The sequence below is a fragment of the Arthrobacter gallicola genome (assembly GCF_014836775.1).
Lineage (GTDB): Bacteria > Actinomycetota > Actinomycetes > Actinomycetales > Micrococcaceae > Arthrobacter_B > Arthrobacter_B gallicola.
Genome location: NZ_JACSQD010000003.1, coordinates 42903 through 59709, shown reverse-complemented (window position 1 = coordinate 59709; position 16807 = coordinate 42903). Strand labels below are relative to the sequence as shown.

17 protein-coding genes and 1 tRNA gene are annotated in these 16807 nt (G+C 66.3%); 10 read left to right on the top strand and 8 right to left on the bottom strand.

Annotated elements, in window-relative coordinates:
- Nucleotides 1–67: 67 nt before the first annotated feature.
- Both secE and H9639_RS07485 read right to left on the bottom strand, forming a co-directional pair.
- Nucleotides 68–337, bottom strand: coding sequence for a preprotein translocase subunit SecE (gene secE / locus H9639_RS07490; RefSeq protein WP_083521368.1), 270 nt, complete (start codon nucleotides 335–337; stop codon nucleotides 68–70).
- A gap of 102 nt (nucleotides 338–439) precedes the next feature.
- Nucleotides 440–512, bottom strand: a tRNA-Trp gene (locus H9639_RS07485).
- Nucleotides 513–834: 322 nt separating this feature from the next.
- On the opposite strand from H9639_RS07485, the gene H9639_RS07480 reads away from it, so the two are divergent.
- Nucleotides 835–2058, top strand: coding sequence for a pyridoxal phosphate-dependent aminotransferase (locus H9639_RS07480; protein WP_191807504.1), 1224 nt, complete (start codon nucleotides 835–837; stop codon nucleotides 2056–2058).
- 10 nt (nucleotides 2059–2068) lie between these two features.
- On the opposite strand, the gene H9639_RS07475 is transcribed toward H9639_RS07480, so the two are convergent.
- Both H9639_RS07475 and H9639_RS07470 read right to left on the bottom strand, forming a co-directional pair.
- Nucleotides 2069–2746 (bottom strand): LuxR C-terminal-related transcriptional regulator, encoded by a 678-nt coding sequence (locus H9639_RS07475; RefSeq protein WP_191807503.1) that lies wholly within the window; start codon nucleotides 2744–2746, stop codon nucleotides 2069–2071.
- The gene (locus tag H9639_RS07470; RefSeq protein ID WP_191807502.1) at nucleotides 2743–4020 is read right to left on the bottom strand and encodes an ATP-binding protein; all 1278 of its coding nucleotides are present in this window, start codon (nucleotides 4018–4020) and stop codon (nucleotides 2743–2745) included. Before H9639_RS07470 ends, H9639_RS07475 begins: the two co-directional genes overlap by 4 nt.
- A 136-nt stretch (nucleotides 4021–4156) precedes the next feature.
- Between H9639_RS07470 and H9639_RS07465 the strand changes: the two genes are divergently transcribed.
- The 5 genes from H9639_RS07465 to H9639_RS07445 all read left to right on the top strand — a co-directional run bounded on the left by H9639_RS07465 (nucleotide 4157) and on the right by H9639_RS07445 (nucleotide 8178).
- Nucleotides 4157–5629 carry a PspC domain-containing protein gene (locus tag H9639_RS07465; protein ID WP_191807501.1) on the top strand — a complete coding sequence of 491 codons (1473 nt, stop codon included), beginning with the start codon at nucleotides 4157–4159 and terminating at the stop codon, nucleotides 5627–5629.
- Nucleotides 5629–5943, top strand: a complete 315-nt coding sequence (locus tag H9639_RS07460; RefSeq protein ID WP_225219350.1) for a hypothetical protein — start codon at nucleotides 5629–5631, stop codon at nucleotides 5941–5943. Before H9639_RS07465 ends, H9639_RS07460 begins: the two co-directional genes overlap by 1 nt.
- Nucleotides 5944–5999: 56 nt before the next feature.
- A complete protein-coding gene (locus H9639_RS07455; protein ID WP_191807500.1) occupies nucleotides 6000–6239 on the top strand; it encodes a PspC domain-containing protein in 240 nt (79 codons plus the stop codon).
- A 129-nt stretch (nucleotides 6240–6368) separates the two neighbouring features.
- Complete coding sequence (locus H9639_RS07450) at nucleotides 6369–7397, top strand: 6-phosphofructokinase (protein WP_191807499.1); 1029 nt, start codon at nucleotides 6369–6371, stop codon at nucleotides 7395–7397.
- A 64-nt stretch (nucleotides 7398–7461) separates the two neighbouring features.
- Complete coding sequence (locus tag H9639_RS07445; protein ID WP_191807498.1) at nucleotides 7462–8178, top strand: GNAT family N-acetyltransferase; 717 nt, start codon at nucleotides 7462–7464, stop codon at nucleotides 8176–8178.
- A gap of 120 nt (nucleotides 8179–8298) precedes the next feature.
- On the opposite strand, the gene H9639_RS07440 is transcribed toward H9639_RS07445, so the two are convergent.
- From H9639_RS07440 to H9639_RS07425, 4 genes are all read right to left on the bottom strand, one after another.
- Nucleotides 8299–8715: an ankyrin repeat domain-containing protein gene (locus tag H9639_RS07440; RefSeq protein ID WP_191807497.1), complete on the bottom strand. Its 417-nt coding sequence runs from the start codon at nucleotides 8713–8715 to the stop codon at nucleotides 8299–8301.
- Entirely contained in the window at nucleotides 8715–9818 is a 1104-nt protein-coding gene (gene ygfZ, locus H9639_RS07435; RefSeq protein ID WP_191807496.1) for a CAF17-like 4Fe-4S cluster assembly/insertion protein YgfZ, read from the bottom strand. Before ygfZ ends, H9639_RS07440 begins: the two co-directional genes overlap by 1 nt.
- A 79-nt stretch (nucleotides 9819–9897) precedes the next feature.
- Nucleotides 9898–10497 (bottom strand): nitrobindin family protein, encoded by a 600-nt coding sequence (locus H9639_RS07430; protein WP_191807495.1) that lies wholly within the window; start codon nucleotides 10495–10497, stop codon nucleotides 9898–9900.
- Nucleotides 10498–10729: 232 nt separating this feature from the next.
- Nucleotides 10730–11482: a hypothetical protein gene (locus H9639_RS07425; protein WP_191807494.1), complete on the bottom strand. Its 753-nt coding sequence runs from the start codon at nucleotides 11480–11482 to the stop codon at nucleotides 10730–10732.
- Nucleotides 11483–11617: 135 nt separating this feature from the next.
- Here H9639_RS07425 and H9639_RS07420 point away from each other — a divergent pair, with 135 nt between their 5' ends.
- From H9639_RS07420 to H9639_RS07405, 4 genes are all read left to right on the top strand, one after another.
- On the top strand, nucleotides 11618–12328 hold the full coding sequence (locus H9639_RS07420) for a winged helix-turn-helix transcriptional regulator (protein WP_191807493.1): 711 nt from the start codon (nucleotides 11618–11620) through the stop codon (nucleotides 12326–12328).
- Between the two features lie 42 nt (nucleotides 12329–12370).
- Nucleotides 12371–13345: a mycothiol synthase gene (gene mshD, locus H9639_RS07415; RefSeq protein WP_191807492.1), complete on the top strand. Its 975-nt coding sequence runs from the start codon at nucleotides 12371–12373 to the stop codon at nucleotides 13343–13345.
- Nucleotides 13346–13441: 96 nt separating this feature from the next.
- Nucleotides 13442–15667, top strand: a complete 2226-nt coding sequence (locus H9639_RS07410; protein ID WP_191807491.1) for an RNA degradosome polyphosphate kinase — start codon at nucleotides 13442–13444, stop codon at nucleotides 15665–15667.
- The gene (locus H9639_RS07405; protein WP_191807490.1) at nucleotides 15667–16737 is read left to right on the top strand and encodes an NUDIX hydrolase; all 1071 of its coding nucleotides are present in this window, start codon (nucleotides 15667–15669) and stop codon (nucleotides 16735–16737) included. Before H9639_RS07410 ends, H9639_RS07405 begins: the two co-directional genes overlap by 1 nt.
- Nucleotides 16738–16807 lie beyond the last annotated feature (70 nt).

The window sequence follows — 16807 nt, the reverse complement described above, 5'->3', positions numbered from 1 at the left end:
TCTTGGGTTTGTCACTAGCTCAGTTCTTCGGCATAACCACCGCAGCTGCGGATGAAACGCCGCCGGGCTAGCTTTCGCCGCTGCCCGAACCGAAGATCCACAGTGCGCCAGTACCAAAGACAAAGTCCAGAACCGACACGATGATCATCATGACGACCACAAAGGCCATAACAACGATGGTGTACCTCAGCAGCTCCTTGCGGGTGGGCGTCACCACCTTCTTCAGTTCGGCAATGACCTGACGGAGGAAGAGGGCGATACCGCCGAAGAAGCCGCGCTTCTTAGGCGACTTGCCTGAGGGGTGTCCCTTGGAGCTGCTGGCAGCTGTCTCGGTCACCTTTCGCCTCACTCATCTGTTCGGTTCACAGTCCCGCAGCGCGTGCCGGGGAACTGCTGCTTCATGAAGGACTGCGTTAGACGGCGAAACCGACGTCATGCGCAGGGCAGACAGGACTCGAACCTGCAACCTGCGGTTTTGGAGACCGCTGCGCTACCAATTGCGCCACTACCCTTTGGGAGTGTCCCACTTTACCGGCTTCTGCGCTTCCGACCTAACCGGACGTGGGCATAAACCAGCATCGAGAGATCAACACCGAGGATCAAGTCTACGCAATCTTTTGCCCTGAGTCGAACCGGCCCGCCGGAGGCACCCGCTGCGCCTGCTCCGGAGCGCCTGTATCCGCAGGACGCACCGCACTGTGGGAGTGTAAAAGACTGAAATGTGACTCCTGCACGCCTAAGCTTGGCTTCCATAAAGGGACGTAAACGTTGCCTTACAAAAGCCTCGTTCCGGGGCTGCCACAAGCCAGCCGCACCAAATCAGACGGGAACGCCATGCCTTCCAACGGCCGAATCTCAGAACGCATTGCTTCGATTGCGGAGTCCGCCACCCTAGCCGTCGACGCGAAGGCCAAGGCCCTGAAGGCCGCCGGCCGTCCGGTCATCGGTTTCGGCGCCGGCGAGCCTGACTTCCCGACGCCGGGCTACATCGTGGACGCGGCCGTCGCGGCAGCCAAGGATCCGCGGTTCCACCGGTACTCCCCCGCCGCCGGGCTGCCGGAGCTGAAGAAGGCAATCGCGGAAAAGACGCTCCGGGACTCCGGCTACAGCATTGACCCGTCCCAGGTGCTGGTCACCAACGGCGGCAAGCAGGCCGTCTACGAAGCCTTCGCCACCCTGCTCAACCCCGGGGACGAGGTTCTCGTCCCCTCCCCGTACTGGACCACCTACCCCGAAGCCATCCGGCTGGCCGGCGGTGTTCCCGTCGAGGTCTTCGCCGGTCCTGAGCAGGGCTACATGGTGACCGTTTCACAGCTCGACGCCGCGCTGACCGAAAAGACGAAGGTGCTGCTGTTCGTTTCACCTTCCAACCCCACCGGTGCGGTCTACCCGGCGGACGAGGTCGCAGAGATCGGCATGTGGGCAGCGGATCACGGCTTGTTCGTCGTGACAGATGAGATCTATGAGCACCTGACCTACGACGGCGTGCCCTTCACCTCGATTGCCACCCGCTGTCCGGAACTGGGCGACAAGGTTGTCATCCTCAACGGTGTGGCCAAGACCTACGCCATGACCGGCTGGCGGGTGGGATGGATGATCGCCGCCCCGGACGTCATCAAGGCGGCCACCAACCTGCAGTCCCACCTCTCCTCCAACGTTTCGAACGTCTCGCAGATGGCCGCCCTGGCCGCCGTTTCCGGCCCCCTGACGGCCGTGGACGACATGAAAACGGCCTTTGACCGCCGCCGGAAGGCCATGGTTGAGGCCCTGAATTCCATCGACGGGGTCAACTGCCCCATGCCCGAGGGAGCGTTCTACGCCTACGCCGACGTGCGCGGGCTGCTGGGGCGGGAATTCCCGGGCGCTGCCGGCCCGCTGCGTCCGCAGACGTCCGCCGAGCTGGCGGCGATGATCCTGGATACCGTGGAAGTCGCCGTCGTACCGGGCGAAGCCTTTGGCCCGTCCGGATTCCTGCGGCTGTCCTATGCCCTGGGTGATGAGGACCTCAAGACCGGCATGGACCGGCTCAAGGACTTCCTGGGCCAGGCGAAGAAGTAACCCGCGCCGCTTAGAGGAGCCTGCGGGCTGCAGCCCACCTGGTGAGTTCGTGCCGGGAGGAGAGCTGCAGCTTCCGCAGGACCGCGGAGACATGGGTTTCCACGGTCTTGACGGAGATAAACAGCTCCTTCGCGACTTCCTTGTAGCTGTAGCCGCGGGCGATCAGCCGCATCACCTCGCGTTCGCGGGCCGACAGCCGGTCAAGTTCGTCGTCCACGCTGACCGTCGTGGATGCCCCAAAGGCGTCGAGGACGAATCCGGCGAGCCGCGGGGAGAACACCGCATCGCCTCCGGCAACCCGGACCACGGCATCGGAAATCTCCGCACCGGAGATGGTTTTGGTGACGTAGCCGCGGGCTCCGGCGCGGATGACCGTAACCACGTCTTCCGCGGCGTCGGAGACGCTCAGCGCAAGGAACCGGGTCGAGCCCAGCAGGTCGGCGCAGCCGGCAATTACTTCCGCTCCCCCGCCGCCGGATCCGCCGGGCAGGTGGACGTCCAGCAGGACGACCTGCGGGCGGGCCTGCCGGATCGCGGCAACCGCCGTTTCGACGGCTGCCGCCTCGGCCAGGACGTTGATCCGGCCGTCCAGGTCCGCTTTGAGCCCCGACCGGAAAATGGCGTGGTCATCAACCACAACCACCGAAATAGTCTGGGCTGCCTCAAGGGGCGGTACTGCACTGCTCACTTGTTCTCCGTTTCCCGTTCAGGCCGTGCCTGTGCGTCCGCTCCGGCCAGGGGCAGCGCCAAATGTATCTCGGTGCCCGCACTGCTGCTCTTTACTCCCGCTGTGCCGCCGTGCCGCTGCATCCGGCCGACGATTGATTCCCGGAGTCCCAGCCGGTCCTCCGGAACAGCGTCCTGATCGAATCCGCTCCCCCGGTCCCGGACAAAAACCTCCGCGGCATCCGGGCGGCATTCCAGATACAGGGAAATCTGGCCCCCTGCGTGCTGCGCAGCGTTGAACAGTGCCGCGCGGGCCGCCTGCACCAGCGCCGAGCTCTGCACCGTCAGTTCCGCCGTGCCGACGGCCACGAAATCCACCGGATGGCCGAATGAATCTTCGACCTCCGCGGCCACGCCTTTCAGCGCATCGGCCAGGGTGCCGGTGCCCTTCTCCGGATCCGCATAGAGCCACTGCCGCAGTTCACGTTCCTGGGCACGGGCAAGCTTGATGACCTCAGACTCGGACCCGGCACGGTTCTGGATCAGGGCCAGGGTCTGGAGCACGGAATCGTGCAGGTGCGCGGCAATTTCAGCCCGTTCGGTCTGCCGGATCCGGCCGGCCCGCTCCGCCTGGAACGCACGCCAGTACTTCACGCCCCAGGGGGCCAGGACCAGCGCGACGCCGGCCAGGACAGCCAGGGCGGCCAGCACCGCGGCCATCAGGACATCCCAGGTGATGGACCCGGAAACAATCAGCAGGAAGCCGGCGATCACCAGCAGCAGGCCGATGATCAGCCGGGTAAGGCCGGATTTGCGGTCCGCACCGGCACCGGCCACCAGGCCCGCCCGCCGGGTGGCGTCCAGCTGGGACCAGGCCAGGACGGCGCCTGCCGCGATCGCCGCAAACGGCAGGAGCAGCCCAAGGTTGATTTCCGCGCCCAGCCGCTGCGCCACGACGGCGGCCGCCGCCAGCAGCAGCATCAGTCCGATCAGGATCTCGCGCGTACCAATGGCTGGTTTTCCCGGCGCAGTCCGGCCGGACTGTTCCTCCTGCAGGTACCTGGCAAAGTTCTCCGCAACACTGCGCGGATTCCGTTCACCCGACGCCGCATCCTCCTCCGTGGTCGGCACCATGATCCAGAGCCAGGCATAAAGCAGGACGCCGGCACCGGCGAGCAGTGACAGCAGCGCCATCAGCACGCGGACCGTACGCACCGGCATACCCAGGTGGGTGGCCAGTCCGGAACAGACACCGGCCACCACCCGGTCCGGGGAGCGGAGCAGGGGAGGTCTCATGTCACAATCCAAACACGGCCGGAGGGCAAAACTGCTACCCGTGCGAAAGCCTGCACGCGGTATCAGGGGAAGGTTCAGGGGTCCCTCAGGGGAATCCCCGATGCGCCTGAGCGGCCCCACGCGGAACACTGGAAACATGAACCCGCATCCTTCTGAGCCCACAGACGGGCAGCCCGCCACCACGGGACCCACGCAGCACCTTCCACCGCAGGACCCACACGGCCAGGAACCCTTCCGCCGCGACACCGGGGACAACTCATTCTTTGCCTGGGTCCGCCAACTGGGAATCCGACGCTCACCGCAGCGCTGGATCGGCGGCGTTGCCGGCGGAATCGCCCAGCGCACCGGTCTTGACCCCACCCTGGTCCGTGGGCTGGTCATCCTGCTCTCGCTCTTCGGCGTGGGTGTTGTCTTCTATGGTGTGGCCTGGGCACTGCTGCCCGAGCCCGGTGGCCGGATCCACCTTGACGAGGCGATCCGGGGCACCTGGAGTTCCGGAATGACCGGCGCGTTGACGTTTTCCATCCTCGGCTTCGGCGCCCCGGGGCTTACGTTCTGGGCCGAGGACGGCTGGCTGAACGGAATCTTCTGGGGACTGTTCTGGATCGCGGCCATTATTCTGTGCGTCTACTGGGCGACCACCCGCAGCAACACGCGGTCAGCCGGTTCGGCGGCGCACCAGCAGCAGCCCTATCCGGGATCACAGCAGGCTCCGCCCCCGGTGGGAGGACACCCGGGGGAAAGCAATACCGGCTTCAATGCACATACCGCTGGCTCCCAGGAGCACCCCGGCACGTTCAATGCCGCCGGCTACCCCGGTCCGGATGCTCCCACCATGCCGCTGCCCGCGCCGGGCGGAGCCCATGCGTATGGCACTTCGTCAAGGGGACCGGAGCGCGAGTTCGGCGGAGCTTATCTGCAGTTCCCACCGCCCGCACCGAAAACCGCCAAGCCGTCAACCTCGGCGCCGGCGTCCTGGTCTGCCCTCATCAGCGGCATGGCACTGCTTACCGCCGGAGTCCTGCTCGCACTGGACTACGCGGGCATCTATGACTTCGGGTCGCCCGCGGCCGTCGCACTGGCCGGCGCCGCCGTGGTGCTGGGGGTCGGCATCGTCGGCCTGGGCGCTGCGGGCCGGTCCTCCGGAATCGCCGGCGGCCTCGCCGTGGTTTCCCTGATTGCCGCGCTGCTCTTCGGCGGAAACTACGCCTACCGGAACGTGGTCGTTGCCAACGACGTCGACTGGAACGCCGGTCAGGCAGGTTCCGCGGAGGACGGCTACTCCATGGCCGCGGCGGGCGGAAACCTCGATCTCCGCAGCCTGGCGGCAGATGTAAAGGACCGCGACGTGGTGGTCCCGGTGAGCATTGCCGCCGGAAACCTCGTCATCCTCGTCCCGGACAATGTCCGGGTCTCGGTTGTCAGTGAAATGGCGCTCGGCAACATCGAACTGGAAAACGGCGGCAGCGTACGCTCGGCCGGCGGCCTGTGGGTAGGCCCGCAGGAGCGGGAGCTGAACGAGACGGCTTCCGGAAACCAGATCATCATCCACATCAAGGGTGTCGCCAGCAACGTCCTGGTCACCACAAACGAAAGCAGCCTCGACTGATGAGTGAATCCAGGGAATCTTGGGAAGTCAGGGATAACCGCAGCCCCGGCGCCGACCCGGCCGGGAGCTACACGCCGTCGCCTTCTGACGATGTGTACGTTCCGGAGCCGGAGCGCCGCCCGCTGCGGGTCGGCACCATAGTCTGGGGACTGGTCCTCGCGGCCCTGGGCGGACTGTTCCTGACCGTCCAGCTCACCGGAATCCGGCTCGATGCGGGCATGGTCCTCCTGGGCGTACTGATCGGAGCCGGGGCCGCACTGGTCATTGGCGGCCTGATCTCCGTCCTGGGCCGGGGCCGGAGCCGGACCCCTTGAGCCATCAGCACAGCTCATCTATCGCCAACTTTAGGGAAAGCAGGCAGAGTAACCCCATGGAAAAGTTCTACAACGCACTCCGCTCGTCACCGATCAAGCGGGCACGCGGCGGCTGGATCGCCGGCATCTGCGCCGGAATCGCACAGAAGTTCGGCTGGGATGTGTCCCTGGTGCGCATTGCCGTGCTGCTGAGCTTCCTGCTGCCCTTCATTGGTGTCGGAACCTATCTGGTCGCCTGGCTGCTGCTGCCCACTACGGACGGAAAAATCGTCCTGGAACGGTTCACCGGCAGCTGATGCCGTGCCGGGGCCGGCAGATTCCGCCGCCCCGGCGCTCCCGGCCCGGCGAACGTGACGGCGCGCAGCCCACTCGTGACTAGAATCGTAGGAGGCCGCCGCTCACCTACCAGATCCAGGGGTCACTCTATGAAGATCGGCATTCTCACCAGCGGGGGCGACTGCCCCGGGCTCAACGCGGTTATCCGCGGAGCGGTGCTCAACGGCATCAAAACGCACGACGTGGAGTTCGTAGGGTTTCTTGACGGCTGGCGGGGTGTGGTCGACGGCGACATCATTGACCTGCCCCGTACCCGGGTCCGCGGTATCTCCAAGCAGGGCGGCACTATCCTGGGCACTTCCCGCACCAACCCGTTCGAAGGACCGAACGGCGGGCCGGAGAAGATCAAGGCGACCCTGGACCGGCTGGGGATCGACGCCGTCATCGCCATCGGCGGCGAAGGCACCCTCGCAGCCGCCCAGCGGCTGACCGACGCCGGACTTCATATCGTGGGCGTGCCCAAGACCGTCGACAACGACCTCGATGCGACGGACTTCACCTTCGGCTTCGACACCGCCGTGCAGATCGCAACCGAGGCAATCGACCGGCTCCGCACCACGGGAGAGTCCCACCACCGGTGCATGGTGGCCGAAGTGATGGGCCGCCACGTCGGCTGGATCGCGCTCCACTCGGGAATGGCCGCCGGCGCGCACGCCATCCTGATCCCGGAAAAGCCGGTCAGCCTGGACCAGATAGCCCAGTGGGTCAACGAGGCACACGAGCGTGGCCGCGCACCCCTGGTGGTCGTGGCGGAAGGTTTCGTGACCACCGACATGGAAGCGCCGCATTCCGAACGCGGGCTGGACGCCTTCGGCCGGCCGCGGCTCGGCGGGATCGGCGAGCTGCTGGCCCCGGAAATCGAGGCACGGACCGGCATCGAAACCCGGGCCACGGTCCTGGGCCATATCCAGCGCGGCGGTGTTCCCACCGCGTTTGACCGGGTGCTGGCCACCCGGCTGGGAATGGCTGCCGTCGATTCGGTGGTGGAAGGTCTGTGGGGCACCATGGTCTCCCTTCACGGCACTGACATTGTCCGGGTCGGATTCGAGAAGGCACTGGGCAACCTCAAAACCGTTCCTGAGCGCCGCTACGAGGAAGCAGCAATTCTTTTCGGTTAGGCGGCCTAATAAATGGCCCCTGAGGCTTGCGCCGACCTCCGTCACCCCCTGTAGGTTGAAGCCCATGCAGCTAGACACGAGCACCATTTCCATCATCCAGCTGGCCTGGTCCCGCAGGCTCGGTCTTGACGATGACGCGCTGGCAGCCGCGGACAGACATGAGCGGATCTACGATGTCCAGGAGGAAGCCAGCGAAGTTTCCTTTGTCCGGCTCTTTGGCCGCGAGGTGTTCTCCGGTCCCGCCTGGGCGGTCCGGCAGGTCAGGTCCAAAAGTGCTGCCGAGCTCAGCAGCGGCGCGGCACTGATGCGGCTCTCGGCGGACCACGGCGGCCGCGGATCCGGCACGGAACACCTTTACTACGCGGATTTTTATCCCGAGGTGCCCGCCAGTGAACTCGCCGTTGCCGAAGATCCCCGGTACGCGGAAGCCTTGGAGCGGCTCTGTCCCCCGGATGATGTGCTGGAAGCAAAACTCAGCGGGCGGGAGGCACTGTTCCTGCTCATGGATGACGCGAATCCGGAATACCCGGCCCCGCTCGCAGGTGCGGGCTACAGCATCAGGGACGGCATTCTGGCGGATATGGGCGCACTCACGGCACCCGATCACCGGACGCGGGGCCTGGGCAGCTACATCAGTGCCATAGCCGTTGAAGACGCCATGGCAGCTGGTCTGATTCCGCAGTGGCGGGCACCATTCAACAATGTGGGCGCTGCCCGCACGGCAGCCGGTGCGGGATTCGTCCCGGCAGGAATCCGGACCTCAGTCGCCCTGTCTGCCTGACCGCCCCGCGGTTTGCTCACCCGAGCACCGGACCGCAGCCGGCAGCGCCAGAGCCTGACGGGCCGAGCCCGCCAACCGGGGTGCCCGGCTGCCCCGGCCAACCGTCCTCGAAGGCTGAGATCAGGCGAAGAGGTCCAGCAGTTCGGTGCGCTGGAAGTAGGCGGCGGCGGCCCGGGCTGAGGGATTCCCGGCGTCGGGATCCGCTCCCGCTGCCGCCAGGACACGGACCACGTCCGCGTAGCCTTTGAACACCGCACCGGCCAGCGGAGACTGCCCCCGGTCGTTGAGGGTATTAACGTCCGCACCCAACTCAACCAGCAGCGCCGTGGTCCCGGCATGTCCGTGATAGGCCGCGAGCATCAGCAGCGAATCCCCCGCACCATTGGTGAGCGTCACCGGAACGCCTGCGCTGACATAGGTGCGGAGCAGCTCCGTATCACCGGCGCGGGCCGCGTCAAAGAGCCGCTCAGCCAGTTCAAGGGTCTCCTGGTCGGCAGCGGACTGCGCGTCCTGGGTACCGCCGGGCAATTCAGTCATTAGTTCTTCCTTTCCACCCGCGGCGCCCGCAGGAAGCCGGTCTGCCGGCCCACTGCCTGTCCTGCACCGGGGGACACAATCAGTTCCTGTGCTGCGGCGTACAGCTCGCCGTCGTCGTCCACCACCAGCTCAGCAGTGGGGTCCACGGAGCGCTTGAGGAGGCCCAGGGCAACCGCGCCCATCTCATAGTGCTGCGCCACGGACGTAACCCGCCCCACCTCGCGTTCGCCGAAGAGGATCCGGCTGCCGGCGGCGGGCATGGTGTGCTGGGAGCCGTCCAGCTGCAGGAACACCAGCCGGCGCGGCGGGCGGCCCAGGTTATGCACCCGGGCAATTGTCTCCTGCCCCTTGTAACAGCCCTTATCCAGATGAACGGCGGTCCGGATCAGATCCAGTTCATGCGGAATCACCTTGTCATCGGTTTCAGCACCCAGTCGGGGCCGCCAGGCAGAGATACGCAGGGCTTCAGCCGCCATTGCCCCGGCGAGGGCCCGGCCGGAGGCCTCCACTGCCTGTTCCAGACTGGAGCGCAGTATAAGGTATTCGTGCCACGGCCGGTCAAGCCCGGGGTGGTCTGCCGTTTCGGTCTCCGCGTAGGAGTAACCGCCGGGAGAGACCTGGGGCCACGGATCCGTCCACACCAGATATTCCGCCCAGGCCGGGACCGGGGCGACGGAGCCTGCGACGGCCCAGTCGTCGGTGACGTCCTGGACCTCGACGCGGAGGGTGAACTTCATGCTGGTCAGCCACGCGGCCAGGGCAGGCGCATCGGTTCCTTCGACGATGAGCCAGGTGCGTTCACCGTCATCGAGCACCCGCGCGTCGTGCTCGATCCGGCCCTGCACGCTCAGGAGCAGCAGTTCAGTGCTTTCCCCGGGCGCCAGGGAAAGGAGTTTCTGTGAAGACAGCGTATTGAGCCAGCTCAGGCGGTCGGGGCCGGAGACGGTCACAACGCCGCGGCTGGACAGGTCGGTTATGGCCTCTCCCCTGGCCAGCGCCCGCTGCTCCCGCAGCGGGTCACCATAGTGGGCGGCGGTTCCGGAATCGAGTCCGCCGGCTTCAACGGCTCCGGCGCGGGCAAGCAAGGGACTTTTGGGGCTCATGTTAGGTGCAACGTCCTAAGCGTCGAAGAGTATTCCGGCGCGCAGCACGCCGCCCGTCCCCGGGCGGCGCGAAGGCCGGCTAAGGCTGCTTTTTCAGGATGGCTGAGGCATGCGCTTCCAGGGCTTTGCCCTCCGCGGCAACATCCCACCGCCAGTACAGGTCACCGTTGACGAGTCCGTAAATGCGCGTCGCGGCGGTGTATTCCTTAGAGTTGACCCCGCGCATCACCAAGTCGGTGGACAGCTGGATCTGGGGGCCTTTGATCTGCCCGTAGTACAGCTCGGCGATCCCGCCGGGGTGCACGATCGTTACCGTGATGTCGAACCCGCCGTCGGCATTGCGCAGCGCTTCGACTTCATCGGCACTGCGCAGGGCAGGCACAATGTCCGCGGGAACCAGGCCGGGGCCGCCGTCGGCGTCGTTCAGGGGCCGGTCCAGGGCCCAGAAACCGGTCTCCACAGCCAGGGGCCGCAGGACGGTGCCTTCCTCGTCCGTCAACCAGCTTTCCGCCGAGTACTGCAGGTACGGCAGACCGTTCTGCGTGAACGTAACCCGCTGCTTGAAATGCTCGGACCCGGCTTCGCCTTCGCCGAGCCGGCCGGAGCCTTCCCAGACTCCAAGGAGCCAGGACAGCGGAACCAGTCCGGGAGTCAGATCTGTGGGGATCTCCATTGGCATGGCAGGGGCCCTTCCCTTGGATTACGGGTAATACGCCGGTGAGAGGTTACTTCTGACCTTTGTACAGGCGCGCGACCACGAGGCCTGCAAAGCCGGCCATTGCCAGGCCGGTGATACCCAGGAGGACGATGAAAAAGATTTCGAGAGCTACAAGCGACATGCCTACATCCTAACCCGCTCACCGCACGCTTTGTCTCCTGTGACGCCCGCCGGGGACAGGCCCGCCGGATACCTAGGGGATGAGCAGGCGTCCGGCAAAGTAGACGGCCGTGCCGAGCGCAAGGACCGGAGCGAGCCCCGCCGAAAGCACACCCAGGAGCCCGGGAGCGTTGTCTCTGGTCAATGCGAGCCGGCGGACGGCAGCAATAACTCCGGCGCAGACGGCGCCGATAATTCCGCCGGCAATGACCGGCAGTCCGGGCACCAGCGCCGCGGCAGCTCCGCCCGCAATAGCGCCGGCGACGACGGCGAAGGGTGCGGTGATCCGGTCCGGCAGCGGGATCAGGGAAACCAGGATGGCACTGAAAATAGCTGCGCCGCTGGCGGTAATCAGCCCGTAGGAGCCTTCCGGGGCGGGCAGCCGGTCAGCGGCCACCCAACCCGAGGCCATTCCCGAGATCAGGGCACCGCCGATCACGCCGATGGTGGATTCCAGCCGGTGAGCCTGTCCGGTGCCGCGCAGCAGCTGGATCAGGAAGACGGCGCCGACCCCGACGGCGGTGAACGCCGGCAGCCAGGTCAGCATGGAGGTGGCGGGGGCCAGGTAAGCGGCGGCCACTGAGCCGGCACCCACAAACGCCAGGACACCGCCCTGGGTTTTCCGGGCCGGAACGCCCAGCAGGTACGGCCAGCCGAATCCCGCGAGCGCCGCAGCCACCCCGGTAACTATGGCTGTGGCCTCGACCGATATGTACGAAGCCACCACGATGCCGATCAGGGCAGCAGCCGCAGGCACCGCAATGCTCCAAAGTTTCACCCTAGCCATACTGCCTTATTACGCGGTGCTGATAAAAGCTACGGCCTGAGCGCGAATCCGTGGATATACTTTCACCACTCTTCGGCCGCTGAGGACCGGATGGATAACGTGCCCGACGATGTGCGCCCAACTTTCGGAGGACCTATGCCGCACATTCTGCTTCTCACCAACAGCTCCGGGGCGTCAGTTGAGATCCTGCCCGCATTGGAACTGCTCAACCACAAGGTCCATGTGGTGCCCGCGGAACCGACCGCACTGCTGGACATTGATCCGTGTGACGTGGTGCTGGTGGATGCCCGGAAGGACCTGATCGGCGCGCGCTCCCTCACCCAGCTGCTGAAAGCAACCGGACTCGATACCCCCCTGATCCTGGTCCTGACCGAGGGCGGTATGGCCGCGGTGGCAGCGAACTGGCTCGCGGACGACGTCGTGCTGGACAGTGCCGGACCGGCGGAACTCGAAGCCCGCCTCCGGCTCGCCGTCTCCCGCACCCAGGCAGCGTCCGGAGCGGCCAGCACCGAGATCCATGCCTCCGGTGTGGTGATTGACGAGGCCAGCTACACCGCCCGGGTCAGCGGCACGGCACTGAACCTGACGTACAAGGAGTTTGAACTCCTCAAATACCTCGCCCAGCACCCCGGACGGGTGTTCACCCGGGACCAGCTCCTCCATGAAGTCTGGGGGTACGACTACTACGGGGGCACACGCACCGTTGACGTGCATGTGCGGCGCCTGCGGGCGAAGCTCGGGCCGGACCATGAAAATCTCATCGGGACAGTGCGCAACGTGGGCTATCGGTTTACCCGCACCCGTTCCCCGGAGGATCAGCCGGCCGCAGCGCGCCAGGAGAACTGAAGCGTTCCCCCGCCCGGCCCCTTTGGCGGTTAGGCTTCTTCAATGAGCGAGAACCCCCTGACCAGATGGCCTATCCTCACCACCCGCGGCGCTCCGGACCAAGCTGCGCTCCGCGGCATCCGGGAGCTGGCGGACGCAGCCGCTGAAGCTGACGGGAATCCTCCCCTTTCGGAGCAGACCCTCGTTGACCTGCGCTCCCCCGACGCTGATCCGGACCAGCTCCGGGTGTATTCAACCCTCGCCCTCGAGGAGCATTCCGATCCTTCCACGGCCCAGGCCCTGGCCGGCGTCGCCGTCCTCAGTTCCCCGCCGGGCGATCCCGGGGCCGGGGTGCTGGAACTCGTGGTCCACCCGAACTACCGGAACCAGGGCGTGGGCACCGCGCTGGCGCGGGCCGTGCAGGAGGACACCGGCCGGGGCGTCAAGGCCTGGTCCCACGGCAACCATGAGGCCGCCGTCGAGCTGGCCGCCCGCTTCGGTTACCGGCCGGTCCGCGAACTGTGGCGGATGCGCCTCTCCCACGAGGCCCTGGAAAAGGACCTTCCTGCACCGGCGCTGCCCGAGGGGGTAGTAATCCGGGCCTTCGAGCCCGGCCGCGACGAAGATGCGTGGCTGCAGGCCAACGCCGCAGCGTTCGCCCACCACCCGGAACAGGGAGCAATGACCCGCGCCGATCTGGAGGCCCGCATGGCCGAGGACTGGTTTGATCCCGCCGGGTTCCTGCTGGCTGTGCGCGAATCCGACGGCGCCCTGCTGGGATTCCACTGGACCAAGGTCCATCCCCGCAGCGGCAGCCACCCGGCCATGGGCGAGGTGTACGTGGTGGGCGTAACCCCCGAAGCGCAGGGCCTCGGGCTGGGCAAGGCGCTCACCCTGGCCGGAATCGAACACCTCCGGCAGGCAGGTCTGCGGGCCGTGATGCTTTACGTGGACGCAGACAACGCCCCCGCCGTCGCCCTGTACCGGCGGCTCGGTTTCGTCCGCTGGGACGTGGACGTGATGTACGCAGCCGAATAGCGGTCTGCGGCTTGTAATGTTGAGAATGTTGGCCGCGCACGGCACTCCGGTTCCGGACGATGGAGCGGCCCGCCAGAACAGCCAGGGAGAAACACTATGGATTCCGAAACCGTAGCCAGCACGCGGTTGTCCTTCGGTTCTGCCGAAGCGATGCCCGCGCCGCGGGCCACGCAGGACCGCATCGATATCCCCGATTTCGGTCCGGCACTGCTGCCCAGCGGTGACATCACCCCGGACCGTTTCCTGGACCGGGAGATCAGCTGGCTGCACTTCAACGCCCGGGTCCTGGAACTGGCCGAGGATCCGGAGCTCTACCTGCTGGAGCGCGTCAGCTTCCTCTCGATCTTCGCGTCCAACCTCGATGAGTTCTTTATGGTCCGGGTGGCCGGACTGAAGCGCCGCATCGCCACCGGTTTGGCGGTACCCTCCGCTGCCGGGCTCAGCCCCATTGAACAGCTGGAAGAGATCACCCAGGCCGGCTACCGGCTGCAGCAGCGGCATGCGGAGGTCTTCGCCCGGCAGATCCGCCCCGCGCTGGCGGAGGAGAACATCCACCTGGTCAGCTGGAAGGAACTCGACGACGCTTCGAAGGCCCAGCTGCACCGGCAGTTCGCGGCGAAGGTCTTCCCGATCCTCACTCCTCTGGCGGTAGATCCGGCGCATCCCTTCCCCTATATCTCCGGCCTGTCGCTGAATCTTGCCGTGGTGGTCCGCAACCCGGTCAGCGGCAAGGACTTCTTTGCCCGGGTCAAGGTGCCGGACCAGCTGCCGCGGCTGATTTCCGTGGACGGTCCCCGCGCCGGGAACGTTGCGGGACGCACGGCCAGGTTCATCCCGCTGGAAGACATGATTGCCGAGCACCTGGACCAGCTCTTCCCCGGCATGGACGTGGTGGAGCACTACACCTTCCGCGTCACCCGCAACGAGGACCTCGAAGTTGAAGAGGACGACGCCGAGAACCTGCTCCAGGCGCTGGAGAAGGAACTCCTGCGCCGCCGGTTCGGCCCGCCGGTCCGGTTGGAAGTCACCCCGGACATCAACCCGGGCGTCCGCGAACTCCTGGTGCGCGAACTTGGTGTCGAAGAGGACGAGGTCTACACCCTGCCGGCGCCGCTGGACCTGCGTGGCCTCAGCCCGATCAGCCGGATCGACCGGCCCGATCTGCACTATCCCAAGCAGGTTCCGCATACCTCGCTGCATCTGAAGGAATCAGAGACCTCCAAGCCCGCCGATGTCTTCGCCGCCATGCGCCGGCGCGACATCCTGCTGCACCACCCCTATGATTCCTTCTCCACCTCGGTGCAGGCCTTCCTGGAGCAGGCGGCCGCTGATCCCCGGGTGCAGGCCATCAAGCAGACCCTGTACCGCACCTCCGGCGACTCGCCCATTGTCGATGCGCTGATCGACGCCGCGGAGTCGGGCAAGCAGGTCCTGGCCCTGGTGGAGATCAAGGCCCGGTTCGATGAGCAGGCCAACATCTCCTGGGCGCGGAAACTGGAACAGGCCGGCGTGCACGTGGTCTACGGCATCGTGGGCCTCAAGACGCATTGCAAGCTCTCCCTGGTGGTACGCCAGGAAGTGGACGGCCTGCGCCGCTATTGCCACATCGGCACCGGCAACTACCACCCGCGCACCGCCCGCTATTACGAGGATCTGGGACTGCTTACCGCCAATGACCAGGTGGGAGAGGACCTGACCAAGCTCTTCAACCAGCTCTCCGGCTATGCACCCAAGTCCACGTTCAAGCGCCTCCTGGTGGCGCCCCGGTCTGTCCGGTCCGGTCTGATCGACCGGATCGAACGGGAGATCGCCAACAAGAAGGCCGGTCTTCCCGGCCGGGTGATCATCAAGGTCAACTCCATGGTGGATGAGGCGATCATTGATTCCCTGTACCGCGCCTCCCAGGCCGGTGTCCAGGTTGACGTGATCGTCCGCGGTATCTGTTCCGTCCGCCCGGGGGTTCCGGGACTGAGCGAGAACATCACGGTCCGGTCCGTCCTGGGCCGGTTCCTGGAGCATTCCCGGGTGTTCGCTTTTGCCAACGGCGGGGACCCGGTGGTCTTCATCGGATCCGCGGACATGATGCACCGCAACCTCGACCGCCGCGTCGAAGCGCTGGTGCAGCTGGGGTCACCGGACGACATCACCAATCTGATCGAGCTGATGGACCGTTATCTCGATCCCGGCACTGCCAGCTGGCATCTGGATGCCAGCGGCATCTGGACCCGGCACCATAAGGACGGGGACGGTAACCCGCTTGAGGACGTGCAGTCCTGGCTGCTGGCTTCCCGTTCGCGCCAGCGTGCGCTGGTCCGCCGTTGATGCACGGCGCCACGGATGATGCGCGGTCAACCGAGGGGTCCGCGCCCTTACCTCCGGCGCTCTTCCTGCCAGAGGAGGGCAGGGATGCCCCGGAGGAAACCGCTGCCCTGCTGCTGGGCGAGACGCCCTATGCCCTGGATCTCTCCGGGGAGCCGAGGGTCGTGGCCGCTGGAGCGATCTGCTGGCGGATCCAGGGTGACCAGCTGGAGGTCCTGCTGATCCACCGGCCGCGCTACGACGACTGGTCTTTCCCGAAGGGGAAACTCGATTCCGGAGAAACAGTTCCGGAATGCGCCGTGCGGGAAGTGCGGGAGGAAATCGGGCTCCAGATCCGGTTGGGCATCCCCCTGCCCCAAACCCGGTACCCAGTAACGTCCGGCCTGAAAGCCGTGCACTACTGGGCCGCCCACGTCGAGTCGGCTAAGCCCCGGCCGGACGGCAAGGAGGTCGACGGCGTCCGCTGGTGCACCCCTGACGAGGCCTCCGAGCTGCTGACCAACCCCACCGACCGGCTGCCGCTGGAATCATTGGTTGCCGCGTACGAGGCGGACGACCTGGCTACCTGGCCGCTGATCGTGGTCCGCCATGCGAAAGCCAAGCCGCGTTCCTCATGGGCCAGGGCGGAAGGCGAACGTCCGCTCGCGGCCACGGGCCAGCGCCAGGCCAAGGCAGTGGCCCGGCTGCTGGTGGCCTGGAGCCCTGACCGGGTGGTCACGAGCCCCTGGCTTCGCTGCGTCCAGACGATGGGTCCCTACGTGAATGCGCGCAAGCCGAAGTTCAAGACGGTGGACGCCCTGACCGAGCTCAGTGCCAAGCGCAAGCCCGGCAAGGCCCGCGCCGCCGTCGACAATCTGTTCGAGAAGGCCAAGCCTGTGGCCCTGTGCACCCACCGGCCGGTACTCCCCCTGGTCTTCGAGGTCCTTGCTTCGCACATGGCCGACGCAATGTCCGCCCAGCTTCCGGACAAGGATCCGTATCTGGTTCCGGGTGAGGCCGTGATCTGCCACGTCAGCCGGCGCCATCCGGGGCGCATCGTCTCGCTGGAGCGGTACCGGCCCTTCGACGACTGAGACGGTACCGGCCAAGCACCGCCCGGCGGTCATGATGCCGCGCGGGGATGCTTAGCCTAGCCTTGGCGAG